The sequence below is a fragment of the Rhizobium sp. Root1204 genome, from assembly GCF_001424965.1.
GTDB lineage: Bacteria > Pseudomonadota > Alphaproteobacteria > Rhizobiales > Rhizobiaceae > Pararhizobium.
Genome location: NZ_LMCZ01000023.1, coordinates 176943 through 202519 on the forward strand (window position 1 = coordinate 176943; position 25577 = coordinate 202519).

At 59.7% G+C, this 25577-nt stretch carries 27 protein-coding genes; 19 read left to right on the forward strand and 8 right to left on the reverse strand.

Annotated elements, in window-relative coordinates; all coding sequences use genetic code 11:
* Positions 1 to 55: 55 nt before the first annotated feature.
* The 10 genes from ASC96_RS19460 (at position 56) to ASC96_RS19505 (ending at position 11861) form a co-directional block, all read left to right on the forward strand.
* Positions 56 to 2452 (forward strand): methyl-accepting chemotaxis protein, encoded by a 2397-nt coding sequence (locus tag ASC96_RS19460; RefSeq protein ID WP_060504780.1) that lies wholly within the window; start codon positions 56 to 58, stop codon positions 2450 to 2452.
* A 472-nt stretch (positions 2453 to 2924) separates the two neighbouring features.
* Positions 2925 to 4121, forward strand: coding sequence for an iron-sulfur cluster carrier protein ApbC (gene apbC, locus ASC96_RS19465; protein WP_060504781.1), 1197 nt, complete (start codon positions 2925 to 2927; stop codon positions 4119 to 4121).
* A gap of 418 nt (positions 4122 to 4539) precedes the next feature.
* Positions 4540 to 5517 carry a magnesium transporter CorA family protein gene (locus ASC96_RS19470; RefSeq protein ID WP_060504782.1) on the forward strand — a complete coding sequence of 326 codons (978 nt, stop codon included), beginning with the start codon at positions 4540 to 4542 and terminating at the stop codon, positions 5515 to 5517.
* 18 nt (positions 5518 to 5535) lie between these two features.
* Entirely contained in the window at positions 5536 to 7437 is a 1902-nt protein-coding gene (locus ASC96_RS19475) for a potassium transporter Kup (protein ID WP_060504783.1), read from the forward strand.
* A 316-nt stretch (positions 7438 to 7753) separates the two neighbouring features.
* A complete protein-coding gene (locus ASC96_RS19480; RefSeq protein ID WP_060504885.1) occupies positions 7754 to 8866 on the forward strand; it encodes a cell wall hydrolase in 1113 nt (370 codons plus the stop codon).
* A gap of 293 nt (positions 8867 to 9159) precedes the next feature.
* Positions 9160 to 9525, forward strand: a complete 366-nt coding sequence (locus ASC96_RS19485) for an AtpZ/AtpI family protein (protein ID WP_060504784.1) — start codon at positions 9160 to 9162, stop codon at positions 9523 to 9525.
* A gap of 65 nt (positions 9526 to 9590) precedes the next feature.
* A complete protein-coding gene (locus tag ASC96_RS19490) occupies positions 9591 to 10352 on the forward strand; it encodes a F0F1 ATP synthase subunit A (RefSeq protein ID WP_037106135.1) in 762 nt (253 codons plus the stop codon).
* Between the two features lie 99 nt (positions 10353 to 10451).
* Positions 10452 to 10679: a F0F1 ATP synthase subunit C gene (locus ASC96_RS19495; protein ID WP_037106138.1), complete on the forward strand. Its 228-nt coding sequence runs from the start codon at positions 10452 to 10454 to the stop codon at positions 10677 to 10679.
* Between the two features lie 71 nt (positions 10680 to 10750).
* The gene (locus tag ASC96_RS19500; RefSeq protein ID WP_060504785.1) at positions 10751 to 11359 is read left to right on the forward strand and encodes a F0F1 ATP synthase subunit B; all 609 of its coding nucleotides are present in this window, start codon (positions 10751 to 10753) and stop codon (positions 11357 to 11359) included.
* Positions 11360 to 11375: 16 nt separating this feature from the next.
* Entirely contained in the window at positions 11376 to 11861 is a 486-nt protein-coding gene (locus ASC96_RS19505) for a F0F1 ATP synthase subunit B (protein WP_200954877.1), read from the forward strand.
* Positions 11862 to 12041: 180 nt separating this feature from the next.
* Here the strand turns inward: ASC96_RS19505 and ASC96_RS19510 are convergent, their stop codons facing one another.
* The 3 genes from ASC96_RS19510 to ASC96_RS19520 form a co-directional block, all read right to left on the reverse strand.
* Positions 12042 to 12269, reverse strand: a complete 228-nt coding sequence (locus ASC96_RS19510) for a hypothetical protein (RefSeq protein WP_156393797.1) — start codon at positions 12267 to 12269, stop codon at positions 12042 to 12044.
* A 270-nt stretch (positions 12270 to 12539) separates the two neighbouring features.
* Complete coding sequence (locus tag ASC96_RS19515) at positions 12540 to 13223, reverse strand: ribonuclease HII (RefSeq protein ID WP_060504788.1); 684 nt, start codon at positions 13221 to 13223, stop codon at positions 12540 to 12542.
* Positions 13224 to 13369: 146 nt separating this feature from the next.
* Positions 13370 to 14527 carry a PA0069 family radical SAM protein gene (locus tag ASC96_RS19520; RefSeq protein ID WP_060504789.1) on the reverse strand — a complete coding sequence of 386 codons (1158 nt, stop codon included), beginning with the start codon at positions 14525 to 14527 and terminating at the stop codon, positions 13370 to 13372.
* A gap of 222 nt (positions 14528 to 14749) precedes the next feature.
* On the opposite strand from ASC96_RS19520, the gene ASC96_RS19525 reads away from it, so the two are divergent.
* Entirely contained in the window at positions 14750 to 15286 is a 537-nt protein-coding gene (locus ASC96_RS19525; RefSeq protein WP_060504790.1) for a hypothetical protein, read from the forward strand.
* A gap of 84 nt (positions 15287 to 15370) precedes the next feature.
* Here ASC96_RS19525 and ASC96_RS34290 read toward each other — a convergent pair whose 3' ends face one another.
* From ASC96_RS34290 to ASC96_RS19545, 5 genes are all read right to left on the reverse strand, one after another.
* Entirely contained in the window at positions 15371 to 15499 is a 129-nt protein-coding gene (locus ASC96_RS34290) for a hypothetical protein (protein ID WP_277995986.1), read from the reverse strand.
* A gap of 107 nt (positions 15500 to 15606) precedes the next feature.
* Complete coding sequence (gene moaB / locus ASC96_RS19530; protein WP_060504791.1) at positions 15607 to 16149, reverse strand: molybdenum cofactor biosynthesis protein B; 543 nt, start codon at positions 16147 to 16149, stop codon at positions 15607 to 15609.
* Entirely contained in the window at positions 16136 to 17062 is a 927-nt protein-coding gene (locus ASC96_RS19535) for a 4-(cytidine 5'-diphospho)-2-C-methyl-D-erythritol kinase (RefSeq protein WP_060504792.1), read from the reverse strand. The genes moaB and ASC96_RS19535 overlap by 14 nt, the downstream gene beginning before the upstream one ends.
* A gap of 12 nt (positions 17063 to 17074) precedes the next feature.
* On the reverse strand, positions 17075 to 18904 hold the full coding sequence (locus ASC96_RS19540) for a tetratricopeptide repeat protein (RefSeq protein ID WP_060504793.1): 1830 nt from the start codon (positions 18902 to 18904) through the stop codon (positions 17075 to 17077).
* A gap of 266 nt (positions 18905 to 19170) precedes the next feature.
* A complete protein-coding gene (locus ASC96_RS19545; RefSeq protein WP_060504886.1) occupies positions 19171 to 20187 on the reverse strand; it encodes a polyprenyl synthetase family protein in 1017 nt (338 codons plus the stop codon).
* A 109-nt stretch (positions 20188 to 20296) separates the two neighbouring features.
* Between ASC96_RS19545 and ASC96_RS19550 the strand changes: the two genes are divergently transcribed.
* From ASC96_RS19550 to ASC96_RS19585, 8 genes are all read left to right on the forward strand, one after another.
* The gene (locus tag ASC96_RS19550) at positions 20297 to 20521 is read left to right on the forward strand and encodes a DUF2007 domain-containing protein (RefSeq protein ID WP_060504794.1); all 225 of its coding nucleotides are present in this window, start codon (positions 20297 to 20299) and stop codon (positions 20519 to 20521) included.
* The gene (locus ASC96_RS19555) at positions 20518 to 21297 is read left to right on the forward strand and encodes a methyltransferase (RefSeq protein WP_060504795.1); all 780 of its coding nucleotides are present in this window, start codon (positions 20518 to 20520) and stop codon (positions 21295 to 21297) included. Before ASC96_RS19550 ends, ASC96_RS19555 begins: the two co-directional genes overlap by 4 nt.
* Before the next feature lie 95 nt (positions 21298 to 21392).
* Positions 21393 to 22259, forward strand: a complete 867-nt coding sequence (locus tag ASC96_RS19560; RefSeq protein ID WP_060504796.1) for a S49 family peptidase — start codon at positions 21393 to 21395, stop codon at positions 22257 to 22259.
* A 27-nt stretch (positions 22260 to 22286) separates the two neighbouring features.
* Positions 22287 to 22475, forward strand: a complete 189-nt coding sequence (locus tag ASC96_RS19565) for a hypothetical protein (RefSeq protein ID WP_060504797.1) — start codon at positions 22287 to 22289, stop codon at positions 22473 to 22475.
* 70 nt (positions 22476 to 22545) lie between these two features.
* Positions 22546 to 22776 (forward strand): AbrB/MazE/SpoVT family DNA-binding domain-containing protein, encoded by a 231-nt coding sequence (locus ASC96_RS19570; RefSeq protein WP_060504887.1) that lies wholly within the window; start codon positions 22546 to 22548, stop codon positions 22774 to 22776.
* Positions 22773 to 23183 carry a PIN domain-containing protein gene (locus ASC96_RS19575; protein WP_060504798.1) on the forward strand — a complete coding sequence of 137 codons (411 nt, stop codon included), beginning with the start codon at positions 22773 to 22775 and terminating at the stop codon, positions 23181 to 23183. Before ASC96_RS19570 ends, ASC96_RS19575 begins: the two co-directional genes overlap by 4 nt.
* A gap of 103 nt (positions 23184 to 23286) precedes the next feature.
* Complete coding sequence (locus tag ASC96_RS19580) at positions 23287 to 24249, forward strand: glycine--tRNA ligase subunit alpha (RefSeq protein ID WP_060504799.1); 963 nt, start codon at positions 23287 to 23289, stop codon at positions 24247 to 24249.
* A 300-nt stretch (positions 24250 to 24549) separates the two neighbouring features.
* Positions 24550 to 25536, forward strand: a complete 987-nt coding sequence (locus tag ASC96_RS19585; RefSeq protein WP_244482188.1) for a sensor domain-containing diguanylate cyclase — start codon at positions 24550 to 24552, stop codon at positions 25534 to 25536.
* The last annotated feature ends 41 nt before the right edge of the window (positions 25537 to 25577 follow it).

A 25577-nucleotide genomic window follows, 5' to 3' on the forward strand; every position in this document is an offset into this window, starting at 1 on the left:
ACGTAGCAACACTTGAGGCATTCGCCCGTTGCCGTCGCGCTTGCGAGGATACGAGATGCTGTTCAAGACTGCGACCTCCCGTAATATATTCTCCGTTGTTGCTACCGGGCTTTTTGCCACGGTGGTAACGGCGGGCACCCTGTTCTGGATCTCCTATTCCGAAGTCAAACGGCGCAGTGTCGATGAAATGAACGCTGCGGCTGCGCTGACGGCTGCTGATCTGAAGGGGCAGATGTCGCAGGGACTGCAACTCGTCGCCACCTTCCAGAGCGTTTTTTCAGCGCTCGAAACATCCGGTACCGCGAACCGGACCTCGGCGGATGCGATGATGAAGAAGGCGCTGGAGGATAGTCCGTTTGCGCTTGGCGTCTGGACTGGCTGGGAGCCGAATGCCTTCGACGGCAAGGATGCGGATTACGTCAACAAGCCGGGACATGATGCGACCGGCCGCTTCGTACCGTACTGGGTGCGCTCCGGCGGCAAGATCGAGGTGACGCCGCTGGTCGATTACGACAAGCCAGGCCCCGGCGATTATTACCAGTTGCCCTTCAAGGCACAGAAGATGGTGGTGATCGAGCCCTACAAATACGTCATCGACGGCAAGGACGTGATGATGACCACGCTCGTCGGTCCCGTCACCGTCGATGGCAAGCCGCTCGGCGTGACCGGTATCGACATTGCGCTCGACAGCCTGACATCGAAACTCGCCGACATGAAGCCACTGGGTGATGGTAATGTCGCGTTGATCTCGCAAGGTGGACACTTCCTCAGTCATGTCAACGCCGCCAATCTTGGCAAGGCCTTCAAGGATAGCAGCATCGATGCCGCCACCTGGCAGCAGATGATCGACAATCCGGGCAAGCCGGTCGATGTCACAGGCGAGGATGGGACCGCTTTCCTTTCCGTCGCGGTTCCCGTGCAACTGCTGCCGGATACCGCCTGGTACGCGATCGTCTCCGTTCCGAAATCGACAGTCTTTGCCTACCTCACCCATATGGCCTGGATCTCCGTCATCATCATTGGCGTCGCCTCGGTTCTGCTCGTGTTGCTTGGCGTAATGATCTCCAACCGCTTCCGGCGCCGTCTCGAGGCCATCGTCAATGCAACCGGCGAAATCGCACGGGGTAATACAGGCATCGTTATTGCCGACGCCGAGCGCAACGACGAGATCGGCGACATGGCCCGCTCGCTTGCCATTCTGCGTGACGCGACGATCGCCAAGCAGCGTCTGGAGGCTGAAGCTGCCGAAACCCGCACGCTTGGCGAGGAAGAACGCCAGCGCCGCGCTGCGGAGACACAGGAAAACGAACGCCAGATGCGCTTTGCTGTCACCGAACTTGGTACAGGCCTACAGCGGTTGGCCGATGGCGACGTGACGTTCCGCCTGATGACGCCGTTCATCGGCTCGCTCGATGCGCTGCGCGAAGACTTCAACAGTTCAATGGGCACCCTGCAGCAGACCCTGCAATCGGTTGGCAACAATGCACTCGGCATTCAGGCCGGGTCGGCAGAAATCCGCACCTCGGCCGACGATCTGGCCCGACGCACGGAACAGCAGGCTGCCTCTGTCGAGGAAACAGCCGCGGCCCTCGACCAGATCACCGCTTCGGTGCGCGATTCGACGGTGCGGGCCGAGGAGGCAGGCCAGCTGGTTGCCAAGGCGAAATCCGGCGCGCAGACATCGAGCGCTGTCGTCAAAAGCGCTATTGATGCCGTCGGCCAGATTGAAACGTCGTCGCAGGAAATCTCCAGCATCATCGGCGTGATCGATGAGATCGCTTTCCAGACCAATCTGCTTGCGCTCAACGCCGGTGTCGAAGCCGCGCGTGCAGGCGATGCGGGCAAGGGCTTTGCGGTCGTTGCCCAGGAAGTGCGTGAACTGGCTCAGCGCTCGGCCAATGCCGCCAAGGAAATCAAGGCGTTGATTTCGAAGTCCGGCCAGCAGGTCAAGACCGGTGTCGAGTTGGTCGGGCAGGCCGGCAAGGCGCTGGAAGTGATCGTCCATGAGGTCGACGAGATCAATCTGCGCGTTTCCTCGATCGTCGAGGCGGCCCGCGAACAGTCGATCGGCCTCAACGACATCAACCGTGCTGTCAACGTCATGGATCAGGGTACACAGCAGAATGCCGCCATGGTCGAGGAATCGACCGCTGCCAGCCACACGCTTGCGGCGGAAGCTTCGGCACTGACGGCGCTCTTGGCGAACTTCCAGCTTGGAGAGGTGTCGCAGGCGAACATGCACCGCGCTGCGGCCGAGGCGGGCTCGCACCGGGCTCCGGCCGCTCCGATCCGCAGTTCCTCCCTGTCAAAGCCCGGCATCCGCCCGGCCTCGGTGACAACACCGGCTGTGCAATCACCGGCCCGGTCGCTCGGTCAAAAGCTCGCCGGCGCGTTTCAGGGGCATGGTAGTGCTGCAGCGGCGCCAGCCAATGACGGCTGGGATGAATTCTGAATGAAAACAGGGGCGCCGCCCGCCGGCGCTCCTGTCGCAAAATCCGGCAATGCGGAAATCTGGACAACGCAACTGCACAATAAGTAGTCGAAATCGATGCTGCATCGCAGTGGTGCTGATCATCAAACGCTGGTTTTCAGCGGCTTTCCCAAACTGGCACGGTTCCTGCTTTGTAAAAAGCATGTCCAGAGGGGACTGCAATAAAGACTGCGCCCAAGAAGGTCGCGACAGGTAAGGCCGCTCTCCGCCAAAGGTGATCCCGGATGTACGGACACCCCCCGGCAGAGAGCGGCCTTTTCTTTTGTGCCGGTTTTTCTGATCCACCTCATTGGCGAAACACTCCGGCTCGATTATCTAATACCAAGTTTCGATGATGGGCTTTCATCAGCGCGGCTTCGTATGAACGTCAGCGCATAACGCATGGCAGAGACAGCAGGGCGAACCAGCCGCGCTGGCGGCAGGAGTGAATGACATGACCGACGTGACCAAGGAACAGGTTCTCGACAAGCTCAGAGGCGTTCGCGGACCGGATATGGACGGCAATATCGTCGATATGGGCCTGGTCTCGGATGTCTTCATCTCTGATTCCAAGGTCTATTTCTCGATCACGGTTCCGGCCGAGCGCGCCCGCGAACTGGATCCCTTGCGGGCAGCAGCCGAGCGGGTGGTCAAGGATATGCCGGGCGTCAAGGGTGCCATGGTAGCCCTGACCGCCGACAAGAAGGGCGCTTCGTCTTCCGCCCCGGTTCAACGGCCTGCCGCTGCACCATCCCAGACCGGCCATTCGCATGCCGGTCATTCCCATGCGGGCCATAGCCATGCGCCCGCCGCCCCGCGCACACCGACGGCTGCGGCAAAAGCCGGCATTCCGGGTGTCGGCGCGATCATTGCGGTTGCCTCGGGCAAGGGCGGTGTCGGCAAGTCCACCACATCGGTCAACCTTGCCCTTGCCCTGAAGGCCAACGGCCTGCGCGTCGGCATTCTCGACGCTGATATCTACGGCCCGTCGATGCCGCGCCTCATGAAGATTTCCGGGCGGCCGCAGCAGATCGAGGGCCGGATGATCCGGCCAATGGAAAATTATGGCCTGAAGGTCATGTCGATGGGTTTCCTCGTTGATGAGGAGGTCGCGATGATCTGGCGCGGCCCGATGATCCAATCGGCACTTCTGCAGATGCTGCGCGAAGTCGCCTGGGGCGATCTCGACGTGCTGGTGGTCGATATGCCGCCGGGTACGGGCGATGCGCAGCTGACCATGGCGCAGCAGGTGCCGCTGGCTGGCGCCGTCATCGTCTCGACGCCGCAGGACCTGGCACTGATCGATGCCCGCAAGGGGCTGGCGATGTTCCGCAAGGTTGAGGTGCCGGTGCTCGGCATCGTCGAGAACATGAGTTATTTCATCGCGCCCGATACGGGTAAGCGCTACGACATCTTCGGTCATGGTGGTGCCCGCAAGGAGGCCGAGCGTATCGGTGTGCCGTTCCTCGGTGAAGTGCCGTTGACCATGGGCATCCGCGAGACATCCGATGCAGGAACACCCGTCGTTGCGTCGGAGCCCGACAGCGAAATCACCCGCGTCTATCGCGAGATCGCCAAGAAGGTCTGGGAACAGGTTGGCGCCCACCAGGGGGATAAGGCCCGGACCATGCCGAACATCGTGTTCGAGTAGATGCCGAAGAAACCAGTCGGTCTCCCATATCTGTTGTAACACTGAGTGAAAACAGCGCTGACAAACGCTCGCTGTTGACATTCGGGCGGGGAGCGTCGTTAAGTCTTTAGGCGAGAATGTGGCGTCGTGCCACTTTCTGCATTGATTTTGAACGTGCCTTGCTCCATATGCCTCCCCGCATCCGAAAGGATGCACCAGCGGTGCTGCCCTCCGTCGGGCTCCGCATGACCGTGATGACCGTTTGAGGGTTTGTCGTTAACGACGAGAGTTTCCATATGGATCTGCCGCGCGCAGCTTTGATGTCATACGGCCGGTTGATTCTGGTTCGCCACAATCCGGCTCTTTCTACCGACTGTCTCCACAGCGCTGCGGTCATGGGCCGTGCCTGGGCCGATGGCGCCCATGCAAGGGCCGCAGCATGATCACTGCCTATCGTGAGAATGGTGAAGCCGTGGTCATCAGCGCGGCGACGCCGCCTGCATCCCTGCCGTCCGGTGTGGTCTGGATCGACATGCTGCGCCCGGACAAGGCGGAGGATCTGCTTGTCGAAGGTTTTCTCGGCATCGAAGTACCCACCCGCGACGACCTGAAGGATATTGAGCCCTCCAGCCGCCTTTACACGGCGAAGGACGCAGTGTTCATGACCGCCTCGCTCGTCTGCAAGGCTGAAAGCGGTCATCCGGAACTGACGGATGTGGCCTTCGTTCTGGCGCGCGGCATGCTGATCACGATCCGCTATGATGAGCCCAAGGCCTTTGATCTGTTCACGGCAGCGATGCACCGCATTCCCGGCGGTTGCGCCACTGGAACGGTTCTGGTGACGCGATTGTTTGAAACGATCGTCGATCGCACCGCGGAAATCCTTGAGATCGCTGTTGCCCGGATCGACGGCCTGTCGTTGCAGGTTTTTGGTGACCGCCCCGTCGGCAAACGCCGGCCGCCGCATTATCTGGAAGCCAAGCTGATGGATGTGGCGTCGCATCACCGGCTGGTGGCCAAGACCCGAGACAGCCTTGCGTCGCTCTCCCGCGTCCTGACATTCCTCTATACCGTCCCGTCGGTGCAGGAAAACCGCGAGACCAAGGAACTTTGCCGGACGATTTCGCGCGATATCCAGTCGCTGTCGGAACATGCTTCGTTCATCTCTGGAAACATCACCTTCCTGCTCGATGCTTCGCTCGGGCTGATCAATGTCGAGCAGAACGCCATTATCAAGATTTTCTCGATTGCGGCCGTCGTGTTTCTTCCGCCGACCCTGGTCGCTTCGCTCTACGGCATGAACTTCGATTTCATGCCTGAACTGAAATGGGCATTTGGTTATCCCATGGCCGTGATCGGCATGGTGATTTCGGCCATCGTCCCCTACTACTTCTTTCGCTGGAAAGGCTGGCTCTGAGAGCCCGAAAATATTCAGATGTCTCATTCTGCAGCTAAACCAGAGACGCGCGACAAGGAGATACGGAAGCTTCTGGCTCTGTCCCTGGGGTCGATCGGCGTCGTCTATGGTGATATCGGCACCAGCCCGCTTTACGCCTTTCGCGAAGCCTTGCGTCCGGTCGCCGCCGACGGGGTAACGCGCCTGGAGATCATCGGGTTGATCTCGCTGATGATCTGGACGCTGACGATTATCGTCACCTTGAAATACGTGCTGTTCCTGCTGCGCGCCGACAACAATGGCGAAGGCGGGACGCTGTCGCTCCTGGCGCTGTTGATGAAATATTCCAGCAAGCGTGCAAACCGACTGTTCTTCCTCGGTATTGCCGGCGCAGCCCTGTTCATCGGCGATGCGATCATTGCACCAGCGCTGTCGGTTCTGTCCGCTGTCGAAGGCCTGAAACTCGTCACCCCAACGCTCTCGCCCTATGTGGTGCCGATCTCGGTGGTCATTCTGCTGCTGCTGTTTGCCGTCCAGTCGCGCGGTACGGCGGCGGTGTCAAAATTCTTCGGCCCGATCATGGCTCTGTGGTTCATCGTTCTCGCCGTTGCCGGCCTCAGCCACATTACCGATGACTACGGCATTCTAGCCGCGTTTAACCCCTATTATGCCGTTCATTTCCTCATTCATGCCGGTTATGTCGGCATTGTCGTGCTCGGTGCGGTGTTCCTGACGGTCACCGGTGCCGAGGCGCTTTATGCTGACCTTGGCCATTTCGGCCGCAAGCCCATCCAATGGGCGTGGATCGGCCTCGTCTTTCCGGCGCTGGCTCTGAACTATCTGGGGCAGGGGGCTCTGGTTCTGAAACATCCGGAAGCGATGTCCGATCCATTCTATCTGATGTTTCCGGAATGGGCTCTGCTGCCGGTCGTTATCCTCGCCACCTGCGCGACGATCATCGCCGCCCAGGCGGTCATCACCGGTGCGTTCTCGCTGACCCGTCAGGCGATCCACCTCGGCTTCCTGCCGCGCATGGCTATTTTCCACACGTCGGAAACCCAGACCGGCCAGATCTATCTTCCCAACGTCAACATGCTGTTGATGTTCGGCGTCATGTTGCTGGTCTTCGTCTTCGGCTCGTCCGAATCGCTGGCCACCGCCTATGGCATCTCGGTCACTGGTGCGATGGTCGTCGATACGTTCTTGGCCTACGAGTTCGTCCGGGTGCGCTGGCGCTGGCCGCTCTATCTGGCGATCGCGACATTGCTGCCGCTGCTTGCTCTGGAAATGATCTTCTTCGGCGCCAATATGCTGAAGATCCATGATGGTGGTTATGTGCCGGTGCTGATTGCGGCTGCGATCATCGTCATCATGTGGACATGGCGGCGCGGCACCAAGATCCTGCACGACAAGACGCGCCATACCGATATCCCGCTTGCCTCCTTCGTCAAGTCGATCGAGCGCAAGAGCGAGCACGCGCCGGTTTCAGTGCCGGGAACGGCGATCTTCCTGACCAGCGATCCTGAATCGACGCCGGCGGCGCTGCTGCATAATATCAAACACAACCATGTGCTTCATTCGCAGAACTTCATCCTGACGATCCGCACGCTCAACACGCCTGTTGTGTCCAAGGATCAGCGCGTCACGGCCAGCAGCCTGTCCGAGCGCTTCAGCCTGCTCGAAATGCGGTTCGGTTACATGGAGACCCAGAATGTCTCCCAGGCGCTCGGCCTGTTCCGCAAGACCGGTCTGAAATTCGATATCATGTCGACCTCGTTCTATCTCGGACGGCGCAAACTCGTGCCGGATGCGCAATCGGGGATGCCGCACTGGCAAGACAGGCTTTTCATCGGCCTTGCCAACGCTGCCATCGACCCGTCCGACTATTTCCGCCTGCCGACCAACCGCGTGGTGGAACTGGGCTCGCACGTCATCATCTGACGAGGCCCTTGTCTCAAAAAGCCTCCCGCGCCTGACGGCCGGGAGGCTTTTTGCGTTCTGGTCCCACATTCCCGGCAGATGCCATTAACCAACCATCAAGGTTAATGCTTCATTGTCAGGGCAGTTGAAGCGGTAAACGCGCGATTGAGTGCGACATCACTGCTTGTCCGATTCACTTCCGCGGGAAAAGACGGTCCGGGTATTTTTGCCGGATGGAGACCCGCGTCTATCAGTGCGTGGAGTACGGTTGGTGCGTAAGAGTAAAGTGTTGCGTTTCCCGTCCGGTTTGCCGTCCGCGCGCTGGGCTGCCCCCTTGATGCTTGGCATCGGCCTCTTCGCCGGTTTTCCCTCGGTGGCCGCTCATTCCGACCTCGCAACCTTCCTCTCCGGTATCAACCGCGGCGGCGAGCGCTGGCGCATGCACATGACCCGCTCGCCGGCGGGCTCGCTGCATCAGGTGGAGATGACCTTCAATGATCCGGTCATTACCGGTGCGATCGGTGATGGAGCAGGGATCGAATTGCCCGGCGGCGGCAAGGTGTCCCTGACGGCCGAGCAGAAGCGGGCCGATCCGCGCCCGGATGAAGACCGCGTCAACCGCAAGGACAAGAAAGGCCGCATCATCGCCGTGGCGCCGGTGACGCCGCCTAAGGATTTTACCGCAGGCTCAATCCTGCAGCGCACCAGTTCGCTCACTGACCCGCTGTTCGATACCGAGGAGCGGATGGTCTTTTCCAAGTCCAAGATCAAGGGCAAGGAAATCAAGATCGCCACGGCCTTCTACAAGAAGAAGGCCCCGAAAGCCGATCCCGGCGTGTCGCCCATGCTGGCAAGCCTGGTGACCAACCCGTCCGCCGATGTCCTTGCGACTGCCTATGCACCGGCCGAGCCGGATTATGCCCGCCAGTCGCCGTTTGATTCGATCCTGCGGGAAAACAAGTCTGCCGGCCGCTTCATTCCCGATATAGCGCCAGAGGACCATGCCTGGGCCGCCAATCCGCTGCCCGCCACGGTCTTTTCCGAAGCCGAACAAAAATGCCTGACATCGGGCATCTATTTCGAATCGCGCGGTGAAACGTTGAAGGGACAGGCAGCCGTCGCCCAGGTCATTCTCAACCGCGTCCGCAATCCCGCCTATCCGTCGACTGTCTGCGGTGTCGTCTATCAGAACAAGGATTGGTATAACCGTTGCCAGTTCTCGTTTGCCTGCGACCGCATTCCTGATATCGTCTGGTCGCGTTCCGCGTGGGCGACGGCCAAGGAGATTGCCTTGGCCGTTACCGCCGGCAAGATCTGGTTTCCCGAAGTCGGTTCGGCGACACATTATCACGCGACGTATGTGAAGCCCGACTGGGGTCCGACGATGAAGCGGGTCTCCAAGATCGGCAAGCACATCTTCTACCGCACCTATGGCGGCGGATGGAGCTGATAGCCTGCCAAGCGGCAGCAGTGGGCCGGACTCATTCCCGCGATCACCGAGTAAAGCCCCGCGGTGATTCCCTCAGAATCCGGCCAAGCGTTCGCTTTTATACAGTAAGATATTGTTTTAATTCATTAATATTGTGGCCTAACAAGGCCTGCAGGTGCCTTGACTATACAGGCCCCTAAAACTATGTTGCGGCCGACTTCAGAACGGGCCGTGCGGGTGGCTTCAAATCCGGCCTTTGTATGACCAAGCTCATGGTTTATCACCGTGACGGGCAGCAAAAGGGAGGATGCCACATGACGGATAACCGGAAAGAGGGTCTGGAAGACCGGCTAAAACGCCTCGGGTCCGAGCTGTCTGAAAAGCGCAAGGAAGATCCGAAATACGCTGCGGATGAGGCGCGCGCTGCGCAGAACCGCAAGGGTTATCAGGTCGCAATAAAGCTTTCGAGCGAATTTGTGGCGGCGATCATTGTCGGTGCACTTCTGGGCTATCTTTTGGACCATTTTGCGGGTACAGGGCCGTGGGGGATGATTGTGCTTCTCCTGCTTGGTTTTTGTGCCGGTGTGCTGAACGTCCTGCGTTCGGCGGGCATGGTGGCAGCGCCTCATCCCGCAGATCAGCTGGGCAAGGGCATCAGGAACAAGAGTGACGACGCGTAAGCGCGCTGTTTGTCGCAGGTTTAAATGTTCGCCTCATGGGCGGTAAGTAACGAGAGAGAGCGGCTGTGGCAGGCGATAAGGTAGATCCGGTACACCAGTTTGTGGTCAACAAGATCGTTCCGATCGAAATTGGCGGTATTGATTTCTCTTTCACCAATGCATCGCTGTTCATGGTGGCAACGCTCGCGGTTGCGACCTGCTTCCTCTACTTCACGACGTCGACGCGCAGCCTGGTTCCGGGCCGCATGCAGTCCGTCTCCGAGATTTCCTATGAATTCATCGCCTCGATGCTGCGCGAAGGCGCAGGCTCCCACGGCATGAAATTCTTCCCGATGGTGTTCTCGCTGTTCATGTTCATCCTGACAGCAAACATGCTCGGCATGGTTCCCTACTTCTTCACCGTCACCAGCCAGATCATCGTGACCTTTGCGCTTGCGCTCTTCGTCATCGGTACTGTGGTGTTCTACGGTTTCTATAAGCACGGCCTTGGCTTCCTCAATGTGTTCGTGCCCTCTGGCGTACCTGGTATCCTTCTGCCTTTGGTTATTGCAATCGAAGTGATCTCCTTCCTGTCCCGTCCGATCAGCCTTTCCGTTCGTCTCTTCGCGAACATGCTGGCCGGCCACATCACGCTGAAAGTGTTCGCAGGCTTCGTTGCCTCGCTTGGAACCCTCGGCGCGCTGGGTATCGGTGGTGCGATCCTTCCGCTCATCATGACCGTTGCCCTCACGGGTCTCGAATTCCTCGTATCCTTCCTCCAGGCCTATGTCTTTGCGGTGCTGACTTGCATGTACCTCAACGACGCAGTGCATCCGGGTGGCCACTAAGGAATAAAGTCGTGGGGCTTTCTCGCTCCGGATCGTTCTTCGGTCCTGATCGGTGAAAGTACCAAAGTTAGCCGCAACAACCATTTCAAGGAGAAAATCATGGACGCGGAAGCAGCAAAGTACATCGGCGCAGGTCTCGCTTGCCTCGGTATGGCCGGCACGGCTCTCGGCCTCGGCAACATTTTCGGTAGCTACCTGTCGGGCGCCCTGCGCAACCCGTCGGCAGCAGACAGCCAGTTCGGCCGTCTCGTATTCGGCTTCGCCGTTACGGAAGCTCTGGGCATCTTCTCGCTGCTCGTAGCTCTGCTTCTCCTTTTCGCGGTCTAAGACCGGCTTGAAGGCAGGGCCGCGGTTTCGGTCGCGGCCCGCATCTTTTCTGAATGCACCTGGAGGTGAGCATGTTTGTGACCGCGGCATACGCCCAGTCAACCACCACCGAAGGCGCAGAGACCCACGACGCCGCTGCCGGCGAGGTCCACACCGAAACCGGTGTTGCCCAAGAAGGCGGACATGGCTCGGGAGTGTTCCCGCCCTTCGATTCTTCGACATTTGCGTCGCAGCTGCTTTGGCTGGCGATTACTTTCGGTCTTTTCTACCTTCTGATGTCGAAGGTCGTCATGCCGCGCATCGGTGGTATCCTCGAAACGCGTAACGATACGATCGCACGCGACCTCGATGATGCATCCCGTTCGAAGGCAGAGGCGGACGCCGCCATTGCTGCCTACGAGCAGGAACTGGCCGCTGCCAAGGCCAAGGGCAACGCGATCGCCTCCGAGGCGCGCGAAGCTGCAAAGACAAAGGCTGCTGCCGATCGTACTGCGGTCGAAGCCAGCCTGAACAACAAGATTTCCGCTGCGGAAGCCCGCATCGCCGATATCAAGACGAAGGCTCTGGCCGACGTCGGCGCAATCGCTGAAGAAACTGCGGCAGCCGTTGTCGAGCAGTTGATCGGCGGCAAGGCATCGAAGGCCGAGATCGCTTCTGCGGTCAAGGCAACGGCGAAGTAAGGAGAGCATCATGGATTTGACCTCACTGGCCACATTCTGGGCCACCGTCGGCTTGGTGCTTTTCCTCGCTCTCGTCGTCTACCTCAAGGTTCCGGGCATGCTGGCAAAGTCGCTCGACGAGCGCGCTGGCCGTATCACCAACGAACTGGCCGAAGCCAAGCGCCTGCGCGCCGAAGCCCAGGCTCTGCTGGTCGAATACCAGAAGAAGCGCAAGGACGCTGAAGCTGAAGCCGCCAACATCGTTGCCGCTGCTGAACGCGAAGCCGAAATGCTGACTGCCGAAGCCAAGCAGAAGACCGACGAATTCGTCGCTCGCCGCACGGCCCTGTCGGAACAGAAGATCAAGCAGGCCGAAACCGACGCGATCAATTCGGTTCGCGCCACTGCCGTCGACATCGCCATTGCTGCCGCCGAAAGCGTCATCACGGCAAAGTCGGACGCGGCAACACAGGCAGCGCTGTTCGCCAAGGCGCTCAGCGACGTCAAGACCCGCCTGAACTGATTGTCTGCACAATAGAGATTTGAAAAGGCTGGCTCGCGCCGGCCTTTTTTGTGTCTGCTGACGGGATCGTCTGCGGATATTGATCCGGGTAAGCGACCCCGCAGGCGTGCCGCCGCCAGCGAAGTTTCTTCGGGGCGGATGCTTGCCGGTCAAAAAGTGAAACGTTGCGGGATAAACCTTTTAGTTATCCATGCTCGCAGTCGGTGCCATCGTCAGGCAGGCCTGCGCGAACTCCTGCATCGTCTCAGGGCTGTTGTCCTCAGCCAGGACTGCGTCGGTAGCCATATTGCCTGCATCATCCGGCGTCGCGTCATCATAGACGAATGACTGGATGTAATAGGCAAGCCCACCCTTCCAGACCTTGCGGCCGTCGATATCCTTGCAGCTATAGGCGGTCTGCAGATCCAATTGGAGGGCGTCCGCGGTTGGTTCCGGCGTTGCTGGAATGCTGGCCCCTGCTGTCGCAGCGATGAAAATCAGTCCAAAAAACACGGTTCGAACCTTTCACGGGAATCGCGGGTAGATATTGTTCTTGGTTCTATAACCCGTCCGCCCGGTTGTTTGTTACCCGCGGCACGCCGCACACAAGAAAAACCGCGGCTGTGTCTTTTTATGTCAATGACCGGTGTATTAAACGCTGGACACGCGGTGTTGTTCCAAGCCGGTGCAGTCACGTTTTCAGGCGGGCAACTCTTCATTCGGTATTTCAGCGCCGTCTTGCCGCAATGGCCTGAAACTCATCCGGTGGAGCGGGCAGGGGCCATGATCGCCGATGGCATTGCGATGGCGCTGCGTGGCGTAACCGGCATGGGTGGCAAAACCGTAGGCGGGGAAAACCAGGTCGGCACGGGTCATCATGCGGTCGCGTGCTACCTTGGCAATGATCGATGCGGCCGCAATCGACAGCGACCGGGCATCGCCCTTGACGACAGCCTTGCCCATGCAAGCAAGGCCAGGTGGTATGTCGCGGCCGTCGGCCAGCACCAGCGCCGGTGCCTGTGACAGGCCCGCTACAGCCCGGCGCATCGCGTCGAGGCTTGCCTTGCGGATATCCGTGTCGTCAATCCTGCCTGCTCCGGACGAGGCGATCGAGACGATGGAAGTGCACAGGATGATCTCGAACAATTCCTCGCGGCGGGCGATCGACAGCTGCTTGCTGTCGTTCAGGCCTTCGGGAATGTTGTCGGGGTCGAGGATGACGGCGGCGGCAACGACCGGGCCTGCGAGGGGACCGCGTCCGGCTTCATCGGTTCCTGCGACTGGCCACAATCCATCGCGGCGTCCAGCCAGCTCGAAGCTGAAATCGGGGCCTTCAATGGTGTCGAAAAGAAAGGGGGAATCGGGCGGTGTGCGTCGTGACATGCGGCGAAACTCGCATACAAGCCCGATTCCCTGCAAGTCCTTCGGCAATGAGGCGGTTGCCGGAGGATGACCCATGCTGCCTCGGGGCAAGAAGCAGCATCGGTATTCGATCTTCGGGATTGCGCCCGGATCAATCCTGTTGCCCGTCAGAGAAGTGACAGTTGAACACCGGTCCCCAACGGCGGCACAAACAGATCGCAGTTCAGCGGGCGCCGGGTGAAATTCAGTTCCAGCCGCTTGGCGGCCAGCTCGAAACGGCGGCCGATCTGCCAGGCATAGGGACCGGCACCCTTCATGCGCTTGCCAAATTCCGCGTCGTAATCCTTGCCGCCGCGCATCGAGCGGACCAGCGACATGACGTGGCGGTAGCGATCCGGATAATTGCGCAGCAGCCAATCGCGAAACAGCGGGCTGACTTCGATCGGTAGGCGCAACAGCACGTAGCTCGCACTCGTTGCTCCAGCGGTCTTGCCCGCATCCAGCACCCGTTCGATCTCATGGTCGTTGAGGGCCGGAATGACCGGCGCCATCATCACCGTTGAGGGAATGCCGGCTTCGGACAGCGCCTTGATGGCTTCCAGCCGCTTGGATGGCGTCGAGGCCCGTGGCTCCATCAGGCGGGCAAGCTTGCGGTCGAGCGTCGTCACCGACAGACCGACTTTCGCCAGGCCTTTCTCAGCCATCGGGGCCAGGATATCGATGTCACGCATCACCATCGCCGATTTGGTGACGATCATCACCGGATGATCAGCGGCTTTCAAAACTTCGAGAATCTGGCGCATGATCCGCCATTCCTTCTCGACCGGCTGGTAGGGATCGGTATTCGTGCCGATGGCGATCGGACGGACCTTGTAGCCGGGCTTGGCCAGTTCCCGCTCCAGCAGCTTTGCAGCGTCCGGCTTGGCAAACAGCTTTGCCTCGAAATCGAGCCCCGGCGACAGGCCCATATAGGCGTGGGTCGGGCGGGCGAAGCAATAGATGCAGCCATGCTCGCATCCCCGATAGGGGTTGACGGAGCGGTCGAAAGGAATGTCGGGTGAATCGTTGCGGCTGATGATCGAACGCGGTTTCTCCACTTGGACTTCGGTCTTGAAGACCGGCAGGTCCTCCAGTGAATCCCAGCCGTCATCTTCGAGCTGCCGCGACACCTGTTCGAACCGGCCGGACGAATTGATCGCCGCGCCACGTCCACGCCGCCGGTCGATCTCGATGCGCAGCCCGGAGCTGGCAATCATCGCTTCGGCCATATCTGCCGTATTGGCAGGCGCCAAAGCGCCCTGCCTGATCTGAGACAGCTCGTTCATGGGTTTCTCCGGGAGACAGTCGGTACAGACTCTCCGATGTCCTCTGATTATTTTCCTATCGCGAAAATGAGAACAATGCAAGAACAAAAATCCGATGCATGGCTCGGATACGGGTAATCGTTCCTGGGTGCGAATGCCGGTGCATTCATCATGAATCAAAAGTTAATCGCCCGGGGAAGAAGGGCGTGTGGAAAATTTGTGTGCAATGCGGTATGGACGGCAATGCTGACGATCATCACCGAAACCCGCGATAATGAAGCTGAACTGGCGCAGACACTTTCGGCGCTGGTGGCGGGTGCCGTGGAAGGGCTGGTGAGCGACGTGATTATTCTCGATCATGCCTCACAGGATGGTTCGAGCCGTGTGGCAGATGCTGCGGGCGCCCGTTTCTGTACGAGCTGGGACATGACCGACATCGTCCGTTCCGCGCGTGGCAATTGGCTGCTTTTGCTTGAAGCAGGCGCCAGGCCGGCGGGGCGCTGGATCGACGACGTGGCGGAATATATGTCGCTGAACAAGATGCCGGCGCGTTTCTCACCTTCGAGGCAGTATCGCCGGCCATTCCTGCAGCGCATCGTCACCCGTCCGGCACCGCTGGAACAGGGATTGCTGCTATCGAAACAGCAGGCGGCAGCGATCGCCAAAACATCGATGCAGCTTGCTGATTTTGCCAATGGCCGGGCGGCACGCAAGCTTGGCAGCGAACTGGTGCCGGCATGGGTGGCCATCGCCAACCGCCCGGGTGCGGAAAACCTGTAGGCGCGGCCCACCGCAAAAAGAGCAGGCCCTTTCGGACCTGCCCTGCCGTCATGAAAAAATGAACCGTTAAAATGGCTTGCCGCGTCAAACCCAGCCGCCGCGTCGTATCGCTTTGCGGGACGGCTTTCGAAACGTGAAATCCGCCGCCTTCATGCTGTCTGCCGAGATCTGGATGGGGAGGGAGGTCGCATCACCGGTGGGTGAGCCTGCCATTCTGTCCTCCTCATTCCGTCTCCCGATGAGGACAGTTCTACGATGCTGCATCGTGGCGCGCTGTTACGAATGGAACAGGAAGGATTGGGCCGTTTGAAAAGTGGCGGTCAGCCGCGTTTCAGGTGCTCGTCCAGCCGGGGCATGATCTCGACGAAGTTGCACGGCATGTGCCGGTAGTCGAGCTGCTGCTTGAGGATGCCGTCCCAGGCGTCCTTGCAGGCGCCGGGCGAGCCCGGCAGCACGAAGATGAAGGTGGCATTGGCAACGCCGCCGGTGGCGCGTGACTGGATCGTCGAGGTGCCGATCTTGTCATAGGAAATCCGGTGGAAGACCTCGGAAAAGCCGTCCATGCGCTTTTCAAACAGAGGCTCCAGCGCCTCAGGCGTCACGTCGCGTCCGGTAAAACCCGTGCCGCCGGTGGTGATCACCACGTCGATCGTGTCGGTCAACGTCCAGGCCTTCACCTGTGCCGCGATCCTCTGCTTGTCGTCCGGAACGATGGCGCGGGCCTCGAGCCGGTGTCCGGCATCGGTGATGCGGGCGGCCAGCGTATCGCCGGAACGGTCGTCAGCCAGCGTGCGGGTATCGGAGACGGTGAGCACCGCGATCCCGACCGGAACGAAAGGTCTTGGCGATTTAGCCTCGGTCATCGTGGTCTCCATCAACGCTGTTGCAGGCCAGAACGTACCAGTTAGGGTGTTGCCTGGAAAGAACAGCTGCCGCTTCGTCCCGGGCTTCAGTGCTTGCGTAAAGGCCGAAGCAGGAGGCACCCGATCCGGACATCCGGACAAGACAGGCCTCCGTCAGACCAAGCGCCTCAGAGACTGAAGTGATGTCCGGCTCGAGTTCGCGGGCGGGCGGCTCCAGATCGTTGCGCAGGCCTGTCAGCGCATCGATCCAGCCGTCACGCGATCGCCTGCCCGGCGGCATCAAAAGCGGCGGCTTGGTCTTGTCCTTCAAGAGCTTGAAAATCACCGGCGTCGAGACCGCCTTCAGCGGGTTGACGATCAGCATCGGGAAGGCCGGAAATTCGGCAATCGCATCGATGTCTTCCCCGATGCGGCGCGCAACCAGCGGTCGGCCATGAAGACACATCGGCACATCGGCGCCAAGCTTTAGCGCGATCTCCTGCAGGCTCCCTGGATTGATGGACGCCTGCCACAATTCAAGCAACCCAAGAAGCGTGGCAGCCGCATCGGCCGAGCCGCCGCCGATACCAGAAGCGACCGGCAGGTTCTTTTCGAGATGCAGGTGAACTGGGCCCGCCTTGATGCCCTTTTCGCTGAGATGGCCCCGCAACAGGTCACGCGCCTTAAGCACCAGGTTCCCCGCCGCAGCCTCGCCGGCAAGCGGCAGATCGGCGGAAAAGCGGCCGGAGATGGTAAACCGGTCTTCATCTGAAAGGGAAAAGCCGATGCGGTCTCCCGCATCGGCAAAGGTCACGAGGCTTTCCAGCAGATGATAACCGTCGGCCCGCTGGCCAACGACGTGCAAAGCCAGATTGATTTTCGCCGGCGCGGTCCGCGTCAGCGAAAATCCTAAAATTCCATCCTCACTTGCCATTGAAAGGCGAAATCAGGATTTCTTGCCGGCAGCGACGTCCGGAGCCACTTTCTTCGGCTGGGTATCGCCTGCCTCGGCGGCGGCCGGCACCTTGACCTCAACCGGCGGCAAGCCGCTTTCGATCTTCGCCTTGATCTTCGGGATTTCCGCTTCCTCGGGCTTCAGCGCCAGGGCCTGGTTCCACTGGAACACGGCTTCGAGCTTGCGGCCGACGCGCCAATAGGCATCGCCCAGATGGTCGTTGATGGTCGCATCACCCGCCATCAGCTCGACCGCGCGCTCCAGCTCGACCGCAGCGTCGTCAAAACGGCCCATCCGGAAATAGGCCCAGCCGAGCGAATCGACGATGTAGCCGTCGTCCGGCTTCAGATCGACGGCCTTGCGGATCATGCCGAGGCCTTCCTCGAGATTGATGTTCATATCGACCCAGGAATAGCCGAGATAGTTCAGCACCTGCGGCTGGTCAGGATTGAGGTCGAGCGCCTTCTTGAAGCTCGGCTCGGCCTTGTCCCACATTTTCTGGCGCTCATAGGCGATGCCGCGCTGGAAGAAGATCGTCCAGTCGCTGCGCTGCGGCACCGGGCCGATCGCCGCGACGGCACGGTCATAGACCAGGCCCATCTCCTTGTAGTCCTTGGCGTCCGACAGCACGCTGCCATAGGCGAGGTAGCTGCGCACGTCCTTCGGGTCGAGGTCGATCAGTTCCTTCAGATGCTGCTTGGCTTCATCGACCTTGCCGATCGAGGCAAGGCTGAGACCCAGCTGCATTTCCGACAGGCGCCGCATCGGCGAATTTTCCGGCACGCTCTTGTAGAGCGCGATGGCCCGCTCGGGCTTTTTCAGGTTTTCCGCGATACCGCCGAGCATGACGAGGATATCGGCGCTTTCCGGATCCAGCGCCCGCGCGGTCTGCAGATAGAGCGAAACAATGTCTTCCGCGCCATCGCGGTTCAGTGCCGCGCCGATCGAAAACAGCACGGCGGCGGCTCCTTGGGTGGCGCTGCGAACCTGCTGCTCCTGCGGCTTGCCTTCTTCAATGCTGGTGCGCAGCGCCTTCAGCGGCGCATAATTGCTGATGAAGCCTTCGCCGACCGAAACCGCATCAAGCGCCTTCTGCTTGTTGCCGTCGCGGGCCTCAAGCTTTGCCAGCGCGACGACGGCACGCATGAAGGTATCGGGGGCAGCACTGCCGCCTTCACGGTCTAGAACGGCGTCGTTCAACTTCGAGCGGGCCGTCGACTTGTCGCCGGCGGCCAGCGCAATGGCGCCCTGATGGTAGGATTTGAAGATGCGGAACCACTCCGGCCCTTCCATCGCCTGGATTTCAGCGATCGCGTCCTTGGGCTTGCCTTCGCCGGCTTTCGCCCATCCGAGAAGGAGGCCGTTCATCAGCCGGTCGAGATCGTTCGGGCCTTCGTAATTGAGGATTTTCTGCGCGTGGCGATATTCCCGCTTGCGGATGGCCTCGACGGCGCGGGTGATCGTGGTGATCCGCTCGACGGAGCTGTCAGACTTCAATTCTTCGGCAATCTTGGCGCCGCCCTCGAAATCGCCGTTCATCAGCGACGTGATCATCAGTCGCTGCTTGACGTCGACATTGTCAGGTTCGAATTCAAGCGCCGTGCGGTAGAGCTTGGTCGCGGTATCGAGATCGTGATCGACATCCGCAGTGCGGGCAGCGAGAAACGCGCCGGAAAAGCTGTTGACCGAATTCAGATCGAATGGCTTGCTTTCTTCGACCGCAGGCTTTTCCTCGGCAAAGCTTGGGGCTGCGCCGGAAAAGGACGCCAAGGCGAGGAAGGCAGCACCGCTGAGCAGGCGAAGAAGGTGTTTTTGCCGCATGACAAGCCTTTCGTTACGGGCGACGCCCCTTGGCGCCGGCGCCGGATTCGCGCGGAATCAATCCTAAATCAATAACGCATAACCCGGCAAACCGGAATCGGTTTGAACGCAAGGCAAAACGCAATTCGACATCCCGCCGTCAATTTCCGCTCACTCGATCGTGAGCGCTTTCGACGGCAGCCGGAGCATGAATGGATAGAATGGCTTTTTTGGCGCAGTGCGGCAAGAAATTCCTCAAGCCTACAGCTGGTCCTTGCAAAGACCGGTCAGCTGACCCGGTCGATGCAGAAATCGATGACCTCGAGAAGCGCGTCCTTCCAGGGGGATTCCGGCAACGGTGCAAGCGCATCTCGGGCAATCGTGCCGTAATGCTGGGCCCGGGCGATAGTGTCGGTCAAGCCGCCATAGCGGGTGATCAACCCCAGTGCCTTTTCCAGGTTCTGGTCGTTGCTCTCACCGCCTTCGATCGCCTGCCGCCAGAAGCTGCGCTCATCGGCCGTGCCGCGGCGGTAGGACAGAATGACGGGCAGGGTGATCTTGCCTTCGCGGAAATCGTCGCCGGTGTTCTTGCCGAGATCGGCGGCCTTGCCACCATAATCGAGCACGTCATCGACCAGCTGGAAGGCAAGGCCAAGATTCATGCCGTAGGATTTCAGCGCGTTGCGGCTGGCCTTGTCTGTCTTGGCGACGATCGGGCCGACTTCGGAGGCCGCTGCAAACAGGGCGGCCGTCTTGGCGCGAATGACGGAAAGGTAATCGTCTTCCGTCGTTTCCATGTTCTTGGCGACGGAAAGCTGCAGCACTTCGCCTTCGGCAATGACGGACGCGGCGGTGGAAAGCACGTCGAGCGCATCGAGCGAACCGACATCGACCATCATGCGGAAAGCCTGGCCAAGCAGGAAATCGCCGACAAGCACGCTGGCCTGGTTGCCCCAGATCATCCGTGCCGTTGATTTGCCGCGGCGCAGATCGCTCTCGTCGACCACATCGTCATGCAGCAGGGTGGCCGTGTGCATGAACTCGACTGCGGTCGCAAGCTTGATATGCGCATCGCCGGTAAAGCCGAACATGGCGGCGGAGGCCAGCGTCAGCATCGGGCGCAGGCGCTTCCCGCCGGAGGAGATCAGGTGGTTGGCCACTTCCGGAATCATCTGGACGTCGGAGCCGGCCTTGGACAGGATCAGCTGGTTGACGCGCTCCATGTCCGCCTTCGTCAGGTCGACGAGCGGCTTGACCGATGCTTGTTTGTTTTTGCTGTCTTCCAGCGGTATCACTACGCCCAACACAAGGGACTCCTGTTCAAATTCCAGTTCGGACAATAGAAAGGGGGGCTTGTGGCGGCAAGAGGCGAATTGTCCCGCTTGCTCAAATAAGGCAGGAAAACGACCCGGAATGAAGGAATTGATCCGTACCAATGACGCCGTCGTACTCTCGTTTGCTCAAAGTCTCATGAAGGATGCCGGTATCGGCTGCTTCATCGCCGATCAGGGCATGAGCATTCTTGAAGGGTCTCTCGGCCTGTTACCCCGCCGACTTCTGGTCGATGAGGACGATGAACAAGAGGCAAGGCAGGTCCTGATCGATGCCGGACTAGAGGCGGAATTGCGCGACGCATGACGACGACGGCCACCGAAACCATCGATAGCTTTCACCGCGGTCAATTTCAGGTGATCCAGCCGTTAGGGCAGGGGCATCGATCCGGCATGGATGCGATGTTGCTTGCCTCGCTGGTCGTCTCGGAAAAGCCCTGCCGTGTCGCCGACCTCGGCGCTGGCGCCGGAGCAGCCGGCATGGCCGTTGCCTCGCGGCTGGAAAAGGCCGAAGTGGTTCTGGTCGAGCGGTCGCCACTGATGGCGCAGTTTGCCAGGCGAAGCCTGGAGCTTGCGGACAATGCCCGGTTTGGCGGCCGGATATCCGTTCTCGAAGCCGACGTGTCGCTGACCGGCCGGGCCAGGGTTGCGGCGGGTCTCGCCGACTACAGTTTCGATCACGTCATCATGAACCCGCCCTTCAACGATGCCTCGGACCGCAAGACGCCGGATGCCTTGAAGGCCGAGGCGCATGCGATGACCGAAGGCCTGTTCGATACCTGGATCCGGACGGCAGGCGCGATTTCAAGGCCGGGTGGGCAATTGTCGCTGATCGCCCGGCCCGAATCGATTGCCGAGATCATTTCGGCCTGCGGCGGCCGTTTTGGCGGTATGGAAATTACGCCCCTGCATCCGCGCGCTGGTGAAAATGCGGTGCGTATTCTTGTGACGGCGATCAAACAGAGCCGCGCGCGGTTGACGCTGCGGGCGCCGCTGATCGTGCATGAGGCGGAGACGCACAGGTTCGCCACCGTCGTCGACGATATGAACAATGGCCGCGCCGCCTATCACCGCAATCGATGATTTTCATGGCATCGCCATTGCGTTTGCCGCGCCAGTGCATACATGCCAACACGCATAATGATTGCCAATACGTACAATGAATGCAGGGAGTTCAGATGGCCGGACTGTTCAGGAAGCTGTTGCCGAAACGTTTTCGCAAAGAAGGCGTGACGATCCCGGTTGTCCGGCTGCATGGTGCGATCATGGCAGGCGGCAGCCAGTTCCGCCCGGCGCTCAATCTGGCGGCGGTGGCACCCGTGCTTGAAAAAGCCTTTTCGGTGAAAGGCGCCCCAGCGGTTGCCATTTCGATCAATTCTCCCGGCGGCTCGCCCGTTCAGTCACGGCTGATCTACCAGCGCATCCGAGACCTGGCCGAGGAAAAGAAGAAGCGCGTCATCATCTTTGTTGAGGATGTGGCGGCGTCCGGCGGCTACATGATCGCGCTTGCCGGCGACGAGATCATTGCCGACCCCACCTCGATCGTCGGATCCATCGGCGTCGTGTCCGGCGGCTTTGGCTTTCCGGAACTCCTGAAGAAGATCGGCGTCGAGCGGCGGGTCTATACGGCCGGTTCCAACAAGGTGATGCTCGATCCCTTCCAGCCGGAAAAGGAGAGGGACATCGAGTTCCTGAAAGGGTTGCAGCTCGAAATCCACGACATTTTCATCAGCATGGTCAAGGCGCGGCGCGGCCATCTTTTGGCCGATACGCCTGACATTTTCTCCGGCCTGTTCTGGACCGGTAAGCGCGGTCAGGAGCTGGGTCTGGTCGACAGCCTTGGCGACATGCGTGGTGAGTTGAAGAAGCGGTTTGGTGCAAAGGCCCAACTGCAACTGATCTCCGCTTCGCGCGGCCTGTTCGGCCGCCGCCAGCCGGGCGCGTCTGTGGCCAGCGGCATGGCCGAACGCTTTGCTGTATCAGCCGTTTCCGGACTTGCCGAGGTGGCCGAGGAAAGAGCATTATGGGGTCGCTTCGGTCTTTGATAATCTAGCGGAAACGGGGGAGAGCGCATGCCGCAATTGATTTTACTGCTGCTGTTTGCAGCCATCGCCTGGTTCGGCTACCGCAAATTCGTGGCCGACGCGGAAAAGCTGAGCCGCCGCCAGCAGGAAGCCCGCCGCCGCGAGGAAACCGGCACGCAAGGCACGCTGGTCAAGGATCCGGTAACAGGCGAATACCGGCTGAAGAAACCGGAGTGATGGCTTCAATTTATTGAGCGTTCATCCTGTCTATGATATACATTATTTTCCGTAGATCATGGAGTCGGCGATGCAGGTCTCTAAATGGGGTAACAGTCTGGCAATTCGCATTCCTTCCTCGGTTGTGGAGGTTTTGCAGCTGAAGGAGGGCGACGAGGTGGCCGTGCGCATCGCCGGCGAACGTACCTTCGAGCTGGAGCGCAATACCGCACGTGAGGACGCGCTTGAGCGTATCAAGGCGTTTGCGAGGCCTTTGCCTGCTGATTGGAAATTCGACCGCGACGAGGCAAATGCGCGGTGACTGCGCCCCTGCTTGATACCAACATTCTCTTCTATGCTTTCACCAACGATGCCCGGGCTGCCAAGGCGCAGAAACTTCTTTCTGAACCTTTTATTTTGAGCGTTCAGGCTCTCAATGAGTTTGCCAATGTCGCTCCTCGCAAACTCAGGATGAGTTGGCCGGAAGTGCGAAGCGCCATAGAGGACGTAAGCGGACTTGCCGTTGCCATCCAACCTATTGATCGCGAATGTAATTTACAGGCGCTCAATTTGGTCGAGCGGTTCAATTTTTCTTTCTACGATGCTTTAATGATTGCCGCTGCCCTTCTGGCGGGTTCGAAGCACGTTTTTTCCGAAGATATGCAGCATGAGCTGATTGTTGACGGACGGATGACGATCCTCAACCCTTTCACGGGTATGAGCGGATAATTTTTGCAAAGGTAATCCTTACGCCACCGGGGTCTTCTGCCCTTGACCCTCTTCGCCCATCATGGCACCAGACAGCCAGATATCTTCAATCTGGACTGATGCCATGACCGCCGCCGCTCTCCCGGACCATATGAACCCCCAGCGCTCCTTTCAGGCGCTGATCCTGACGCTGCACGCTTACTGGGCGGACAAGGGATGCGCGGTTCTGCAGCCTTATGATATGGAGGTCGGCGCCGGCACCTTTCATCCGGCAACGACATTGCGCGCGCTTGGTCCCAAGCCGTGGCGGGCTGCCTATGTACAGCCGTCGCGCCGGCCGTCCGATGGCCGCTATGGCGAAAACCCCAACCGGCTGCAGCACTATTATCAGTATCAGGTCATCCTGAAGCCCAATCCGCCGAACCTGCAGGAACTCTATCTCGGTTCGCTCGCCGCCATCGGTCTCGATCCGCTGCTGCATGATATCCGCTTTGTCGAGGACGACTGGGCAAGCCCGACGCTGGGCGCCTGGGGTCTTGGCTGGGAATGCTGGTGTGACGGCATGGAAGTCTCGCAGTTCACCTATTTCCAGCAGGTCTGCGGCATTGAGTGCTCGCCTGTCTCCGGCGAGTTGACTTACGGCCTCGAGCGCCTCGCCATGTATGTCCAGGGCGTCGATAACGTCTATGACCTGAACTTCAACGGCCGCGAAGGTGACGAGAAGATCAGCTATGGCGATGTCTTCCTGCAGGCCGAGCAGGAATATTCGCGGCACAATTTCGAATTTGCCAATACGGCCATGCTGCAGCAGCATTTCGTCGATGCCGAAAAGGAATGCATGGCGCTTCTGGCCGCCGGTGCGCCTGATACCAGCGCCAATGCGGTCCTGCACAAATGCGTCTTTCCGGCCTATGACCAGTGCATCAAGGCCAGCCATGTCTTCAACCTGCTCGATGCGCGCGGCGTGATTTCCGTGACCGAGCGCCAGAGCTACATTCTGCGCGTGCGCACGCTGGCGACAGCCTGTGGCGAAGCCTTCCTGCTGACCGATGCCGGTGGCATCAATCTGGCGAAAGACGCCGCCTAAACCCAGCAGCGGGCGGACCCGATCCGTTGTATGAAACGGCCGTGATCGGCCGCCGGGCCACTCTGCTGTCAGTTCCGGACTAGCACGCCCGGTCTCGTCATCAGATGCCGTATGGCTGGCGTATGACCGGCGTGCCGTCTGAACGCAGTGATCTGCCGCGAAATTGCAGCTTTTGAGTGAAGTGTCATATGCCTCTCCTTCAAGGCGTAAAATCAATTGCTTGATCCCGCTTGGTTGTTCAGTAAGCGTTTAAGGAGTTTGTTCTAGGCTTTGTCCAAGTGACTAAGTTCAGGACGCATGATGGACGACGAGGATATTCTGCCCCCGGAAGTGTTGGCTTCGATGTTGATGCGAATGTTCGAGTTCGCGCCGATTGCGATGGCGATTACCACCAGTGATACCAAGACCTCGAGCTATGCCAAGGTCAACGATGCCTATCTGAAGCTGACGGGCCTGAAATGGGAAAACATCCGCGGCAAAAAACTGACATCGGATGGCGCCGCGATCGATAATCCGGCGCGTGATCGCCGCCACCGTCTGCTTGCAGAAGTGGGCTCCTATGAACTGGAGGAAGTCGATCTCGTCTACGCCGACGGTACGATCATCCCGACACTGATTTCGGCGCAGAGAACCTGGGTCGATGGCGTTTCCTTTGATGTCGAAGTTATCGTCGACGTCTCGGCGCGTGTCCGGCAGCAGCGGGAAATCGAGAACGCTTTGCGCGCATCGGCGCGCACCGACGCCCTGTCCGGCCTTCCGAACCGGGCCTGTTTCGATGAAGTGGTCGTTGATGCCGTCGAACGCAGCATGCAGAATGACCGTAAGCTCGCGCTGGCCTTCATCGACCTTAACGGCTTCAAGACGGTCAATGACAAGCTGGGACATGCCGCCGGCGATGAGGTTTTGAGAACCATCGCCAGCCGCCTTCGTGAAAGCTTTCGCGCCACGGATTTCATCGCCAGAATTGGCGGCGACGAATTCGTGGTGCTGCTCGATATTGACCTGAAGCTGGCGGCCGATGTTCAGCAGAATGTCCAGGATGCCATGGAGCGGGTTTTCAAACCGATCGCGATAGAGGGCAAGGTGACCTATACCGGCGCGGCCGTCGGCGTCACGTTCCTGCAACCGGACGATACAGTCGCATCCTTTGTGCGCCGGGCCGACGAGTATATGTATATCGCCAAGACCAGCGAACAACGGGTGGCGGTTGTCTGTTTCGGGCAGATCCTGGAGACGGTCCCTTCGGCGGAAGATACGGTCGAATGGGCTAGATTAGGCCGGTCTTGAAAGGTAACCTTCGAGGTTTGAGGCGCCGATGAGCGGATATC

Coding starts and splice junctions, on each gene's coding strand:
- ASC96_RS19460 (WP_060504780.1), top strand. CDS start 56: ATGCTGTTCAAGACTGCGACCTCCCGTAATATATTCTCCGTTGTTGCT.
- apbC (WP_060504781.1), top strand. CDS start 2,925: ATGACCGACGTGACCAAGGAACAGGTTCTCGACAAGCTCAGAGGCGTT.
- ASC96_RS19470 (WP_060504782.1), top strand. CDS start 4,540: ATGATCACTGCCTATCGTGAGAATGGTGAAGCCGTGGTCATCAGCGCG.
- ASC96_RS19475 (WP_060504783.1), top strand. CDS start 5,536: ATGTCTCATTCTGCAGCTAAACCAGAGACGCGCGACAAGGAGATACGG.
- ASC96_RS19480 (WP_060504885.1), top strand. CDS start 7,754: ATGCTTGGCATCGGCCTCTTCGCCGGTTTTCCCTCGGTGGCCGCTCAT.
- ASC96_RS19485 (WP_060504784.1), top strand. CDS start 9,160: ATGACGGATAACCGGAAAGAGGGTCTGGAAGACCGGCTAAAACGCCTC.
- ASC96_RS19495 (WP_037106138.1), top strand. CDS start 10,452: ATGGACGCGGAAGCAGCAAAGTACATCGGCGCAGGTCTCGCTTGCCTC.
- ASC96_RS19500 (WP_060504785.1), top strand. CDS start 10,751: ATGTTTGTGACCGCGGCATACGCCCAGTCAACCACCACCGAAGGCGCA.
- ASC96_RS19515 (WP_060504788.1), bottom strand. CDS start 13,223: ATGTCACGACGCACACCGCCCGATTCCCCCTTTCTTTTCGACACCATT.
- ASC96_RS19520 (WP_060504789.1), bottom strand. CDS start 14,527: ATGAACGAGCTGTCTCAGATCAGGCAGGGCGCTTTGGCGCCTGCCAAT.
- ASC96_RS19525 (WP_060504790.1), top strand. CDS start 14,750: ATGCTGACGATCATCACCGAAACCCGCGATAATGAAGCTGAACTGGCG.
- ASC96_RS34290 (WP_277995986.1), bottom strand. CDS start 15,499: ATGGCAGGCTCACCCACCGGTGATGCGACCTCCCTCCCCATCCAGATC.
- moaB (WP_060504791.1), bottom strand. CDS start 16,149: ATGACCGAGGCTAAATCGCCAAGACCTTTCGTTCCGGTCGGGATCGCG.
- ASC96_RS19535 (WP_060504792.1), bottom strand. CDS start 17,062: ATGGCAAGTGAGGATGGAATTTTAGGATTTTCGCTGACGCGGACCGCG.
- ASC96_RS19540 (WP_060504793.1), bottom strand. CDS start 18,904: ATGCGGCAAAAACACCTTCTTCGCCTGCTCAGCGGTGCTGCCTTCCTC.
- ASC96_RS19550 (WP_060504794.1), top strand. CDS start 20,297: ATGAAGGAATTGATCCGTACCAATGACGCCGTCGTACTCTCGTTTGCT.
- ASC96_RS19555 (WP_060504795.1), top strand. CDS start 20,518: ATGACGACGACGGCCACCGAAACCATCGATAGCTTTCACCGCGGTCAA.
- ASC96_RS19560 (WP_060504796.1), top strand. CDS start 21,393: ATGGCCGGACTGTTCAGGAAGCTGTTGCCGAAACGTTTTCGCAAAGAA.
- ASC96_RS19565 (WP_060504797.1), top strand. CDS start 22,287: ATGCCGCAATTGATTTTACTGCTGCTGTTTGCAGCCATCGCCTGGTTC.
- ASC96_RS19570 (WP_060504887.1), top strand. CDS start 22,546: ATGCAGGTCTCTAAATGGGGTAACAGTCTGGCAATTCGCATTCCTTCC.
- ASC96_RS19580 (WP_060504799.1), top strand. CDS start 23,287: ATGACCGCCGCCGCTCTCCCGGACCATATGAACCCCCAGCGCTCCTTT.
- ASC96_RS19585 (WP_244482188.1), top strand. CDS start 24,550: ATGGACGACGAGGATATTCTGCCCCCGGAAGTGTTGGCTTCGATGTTG.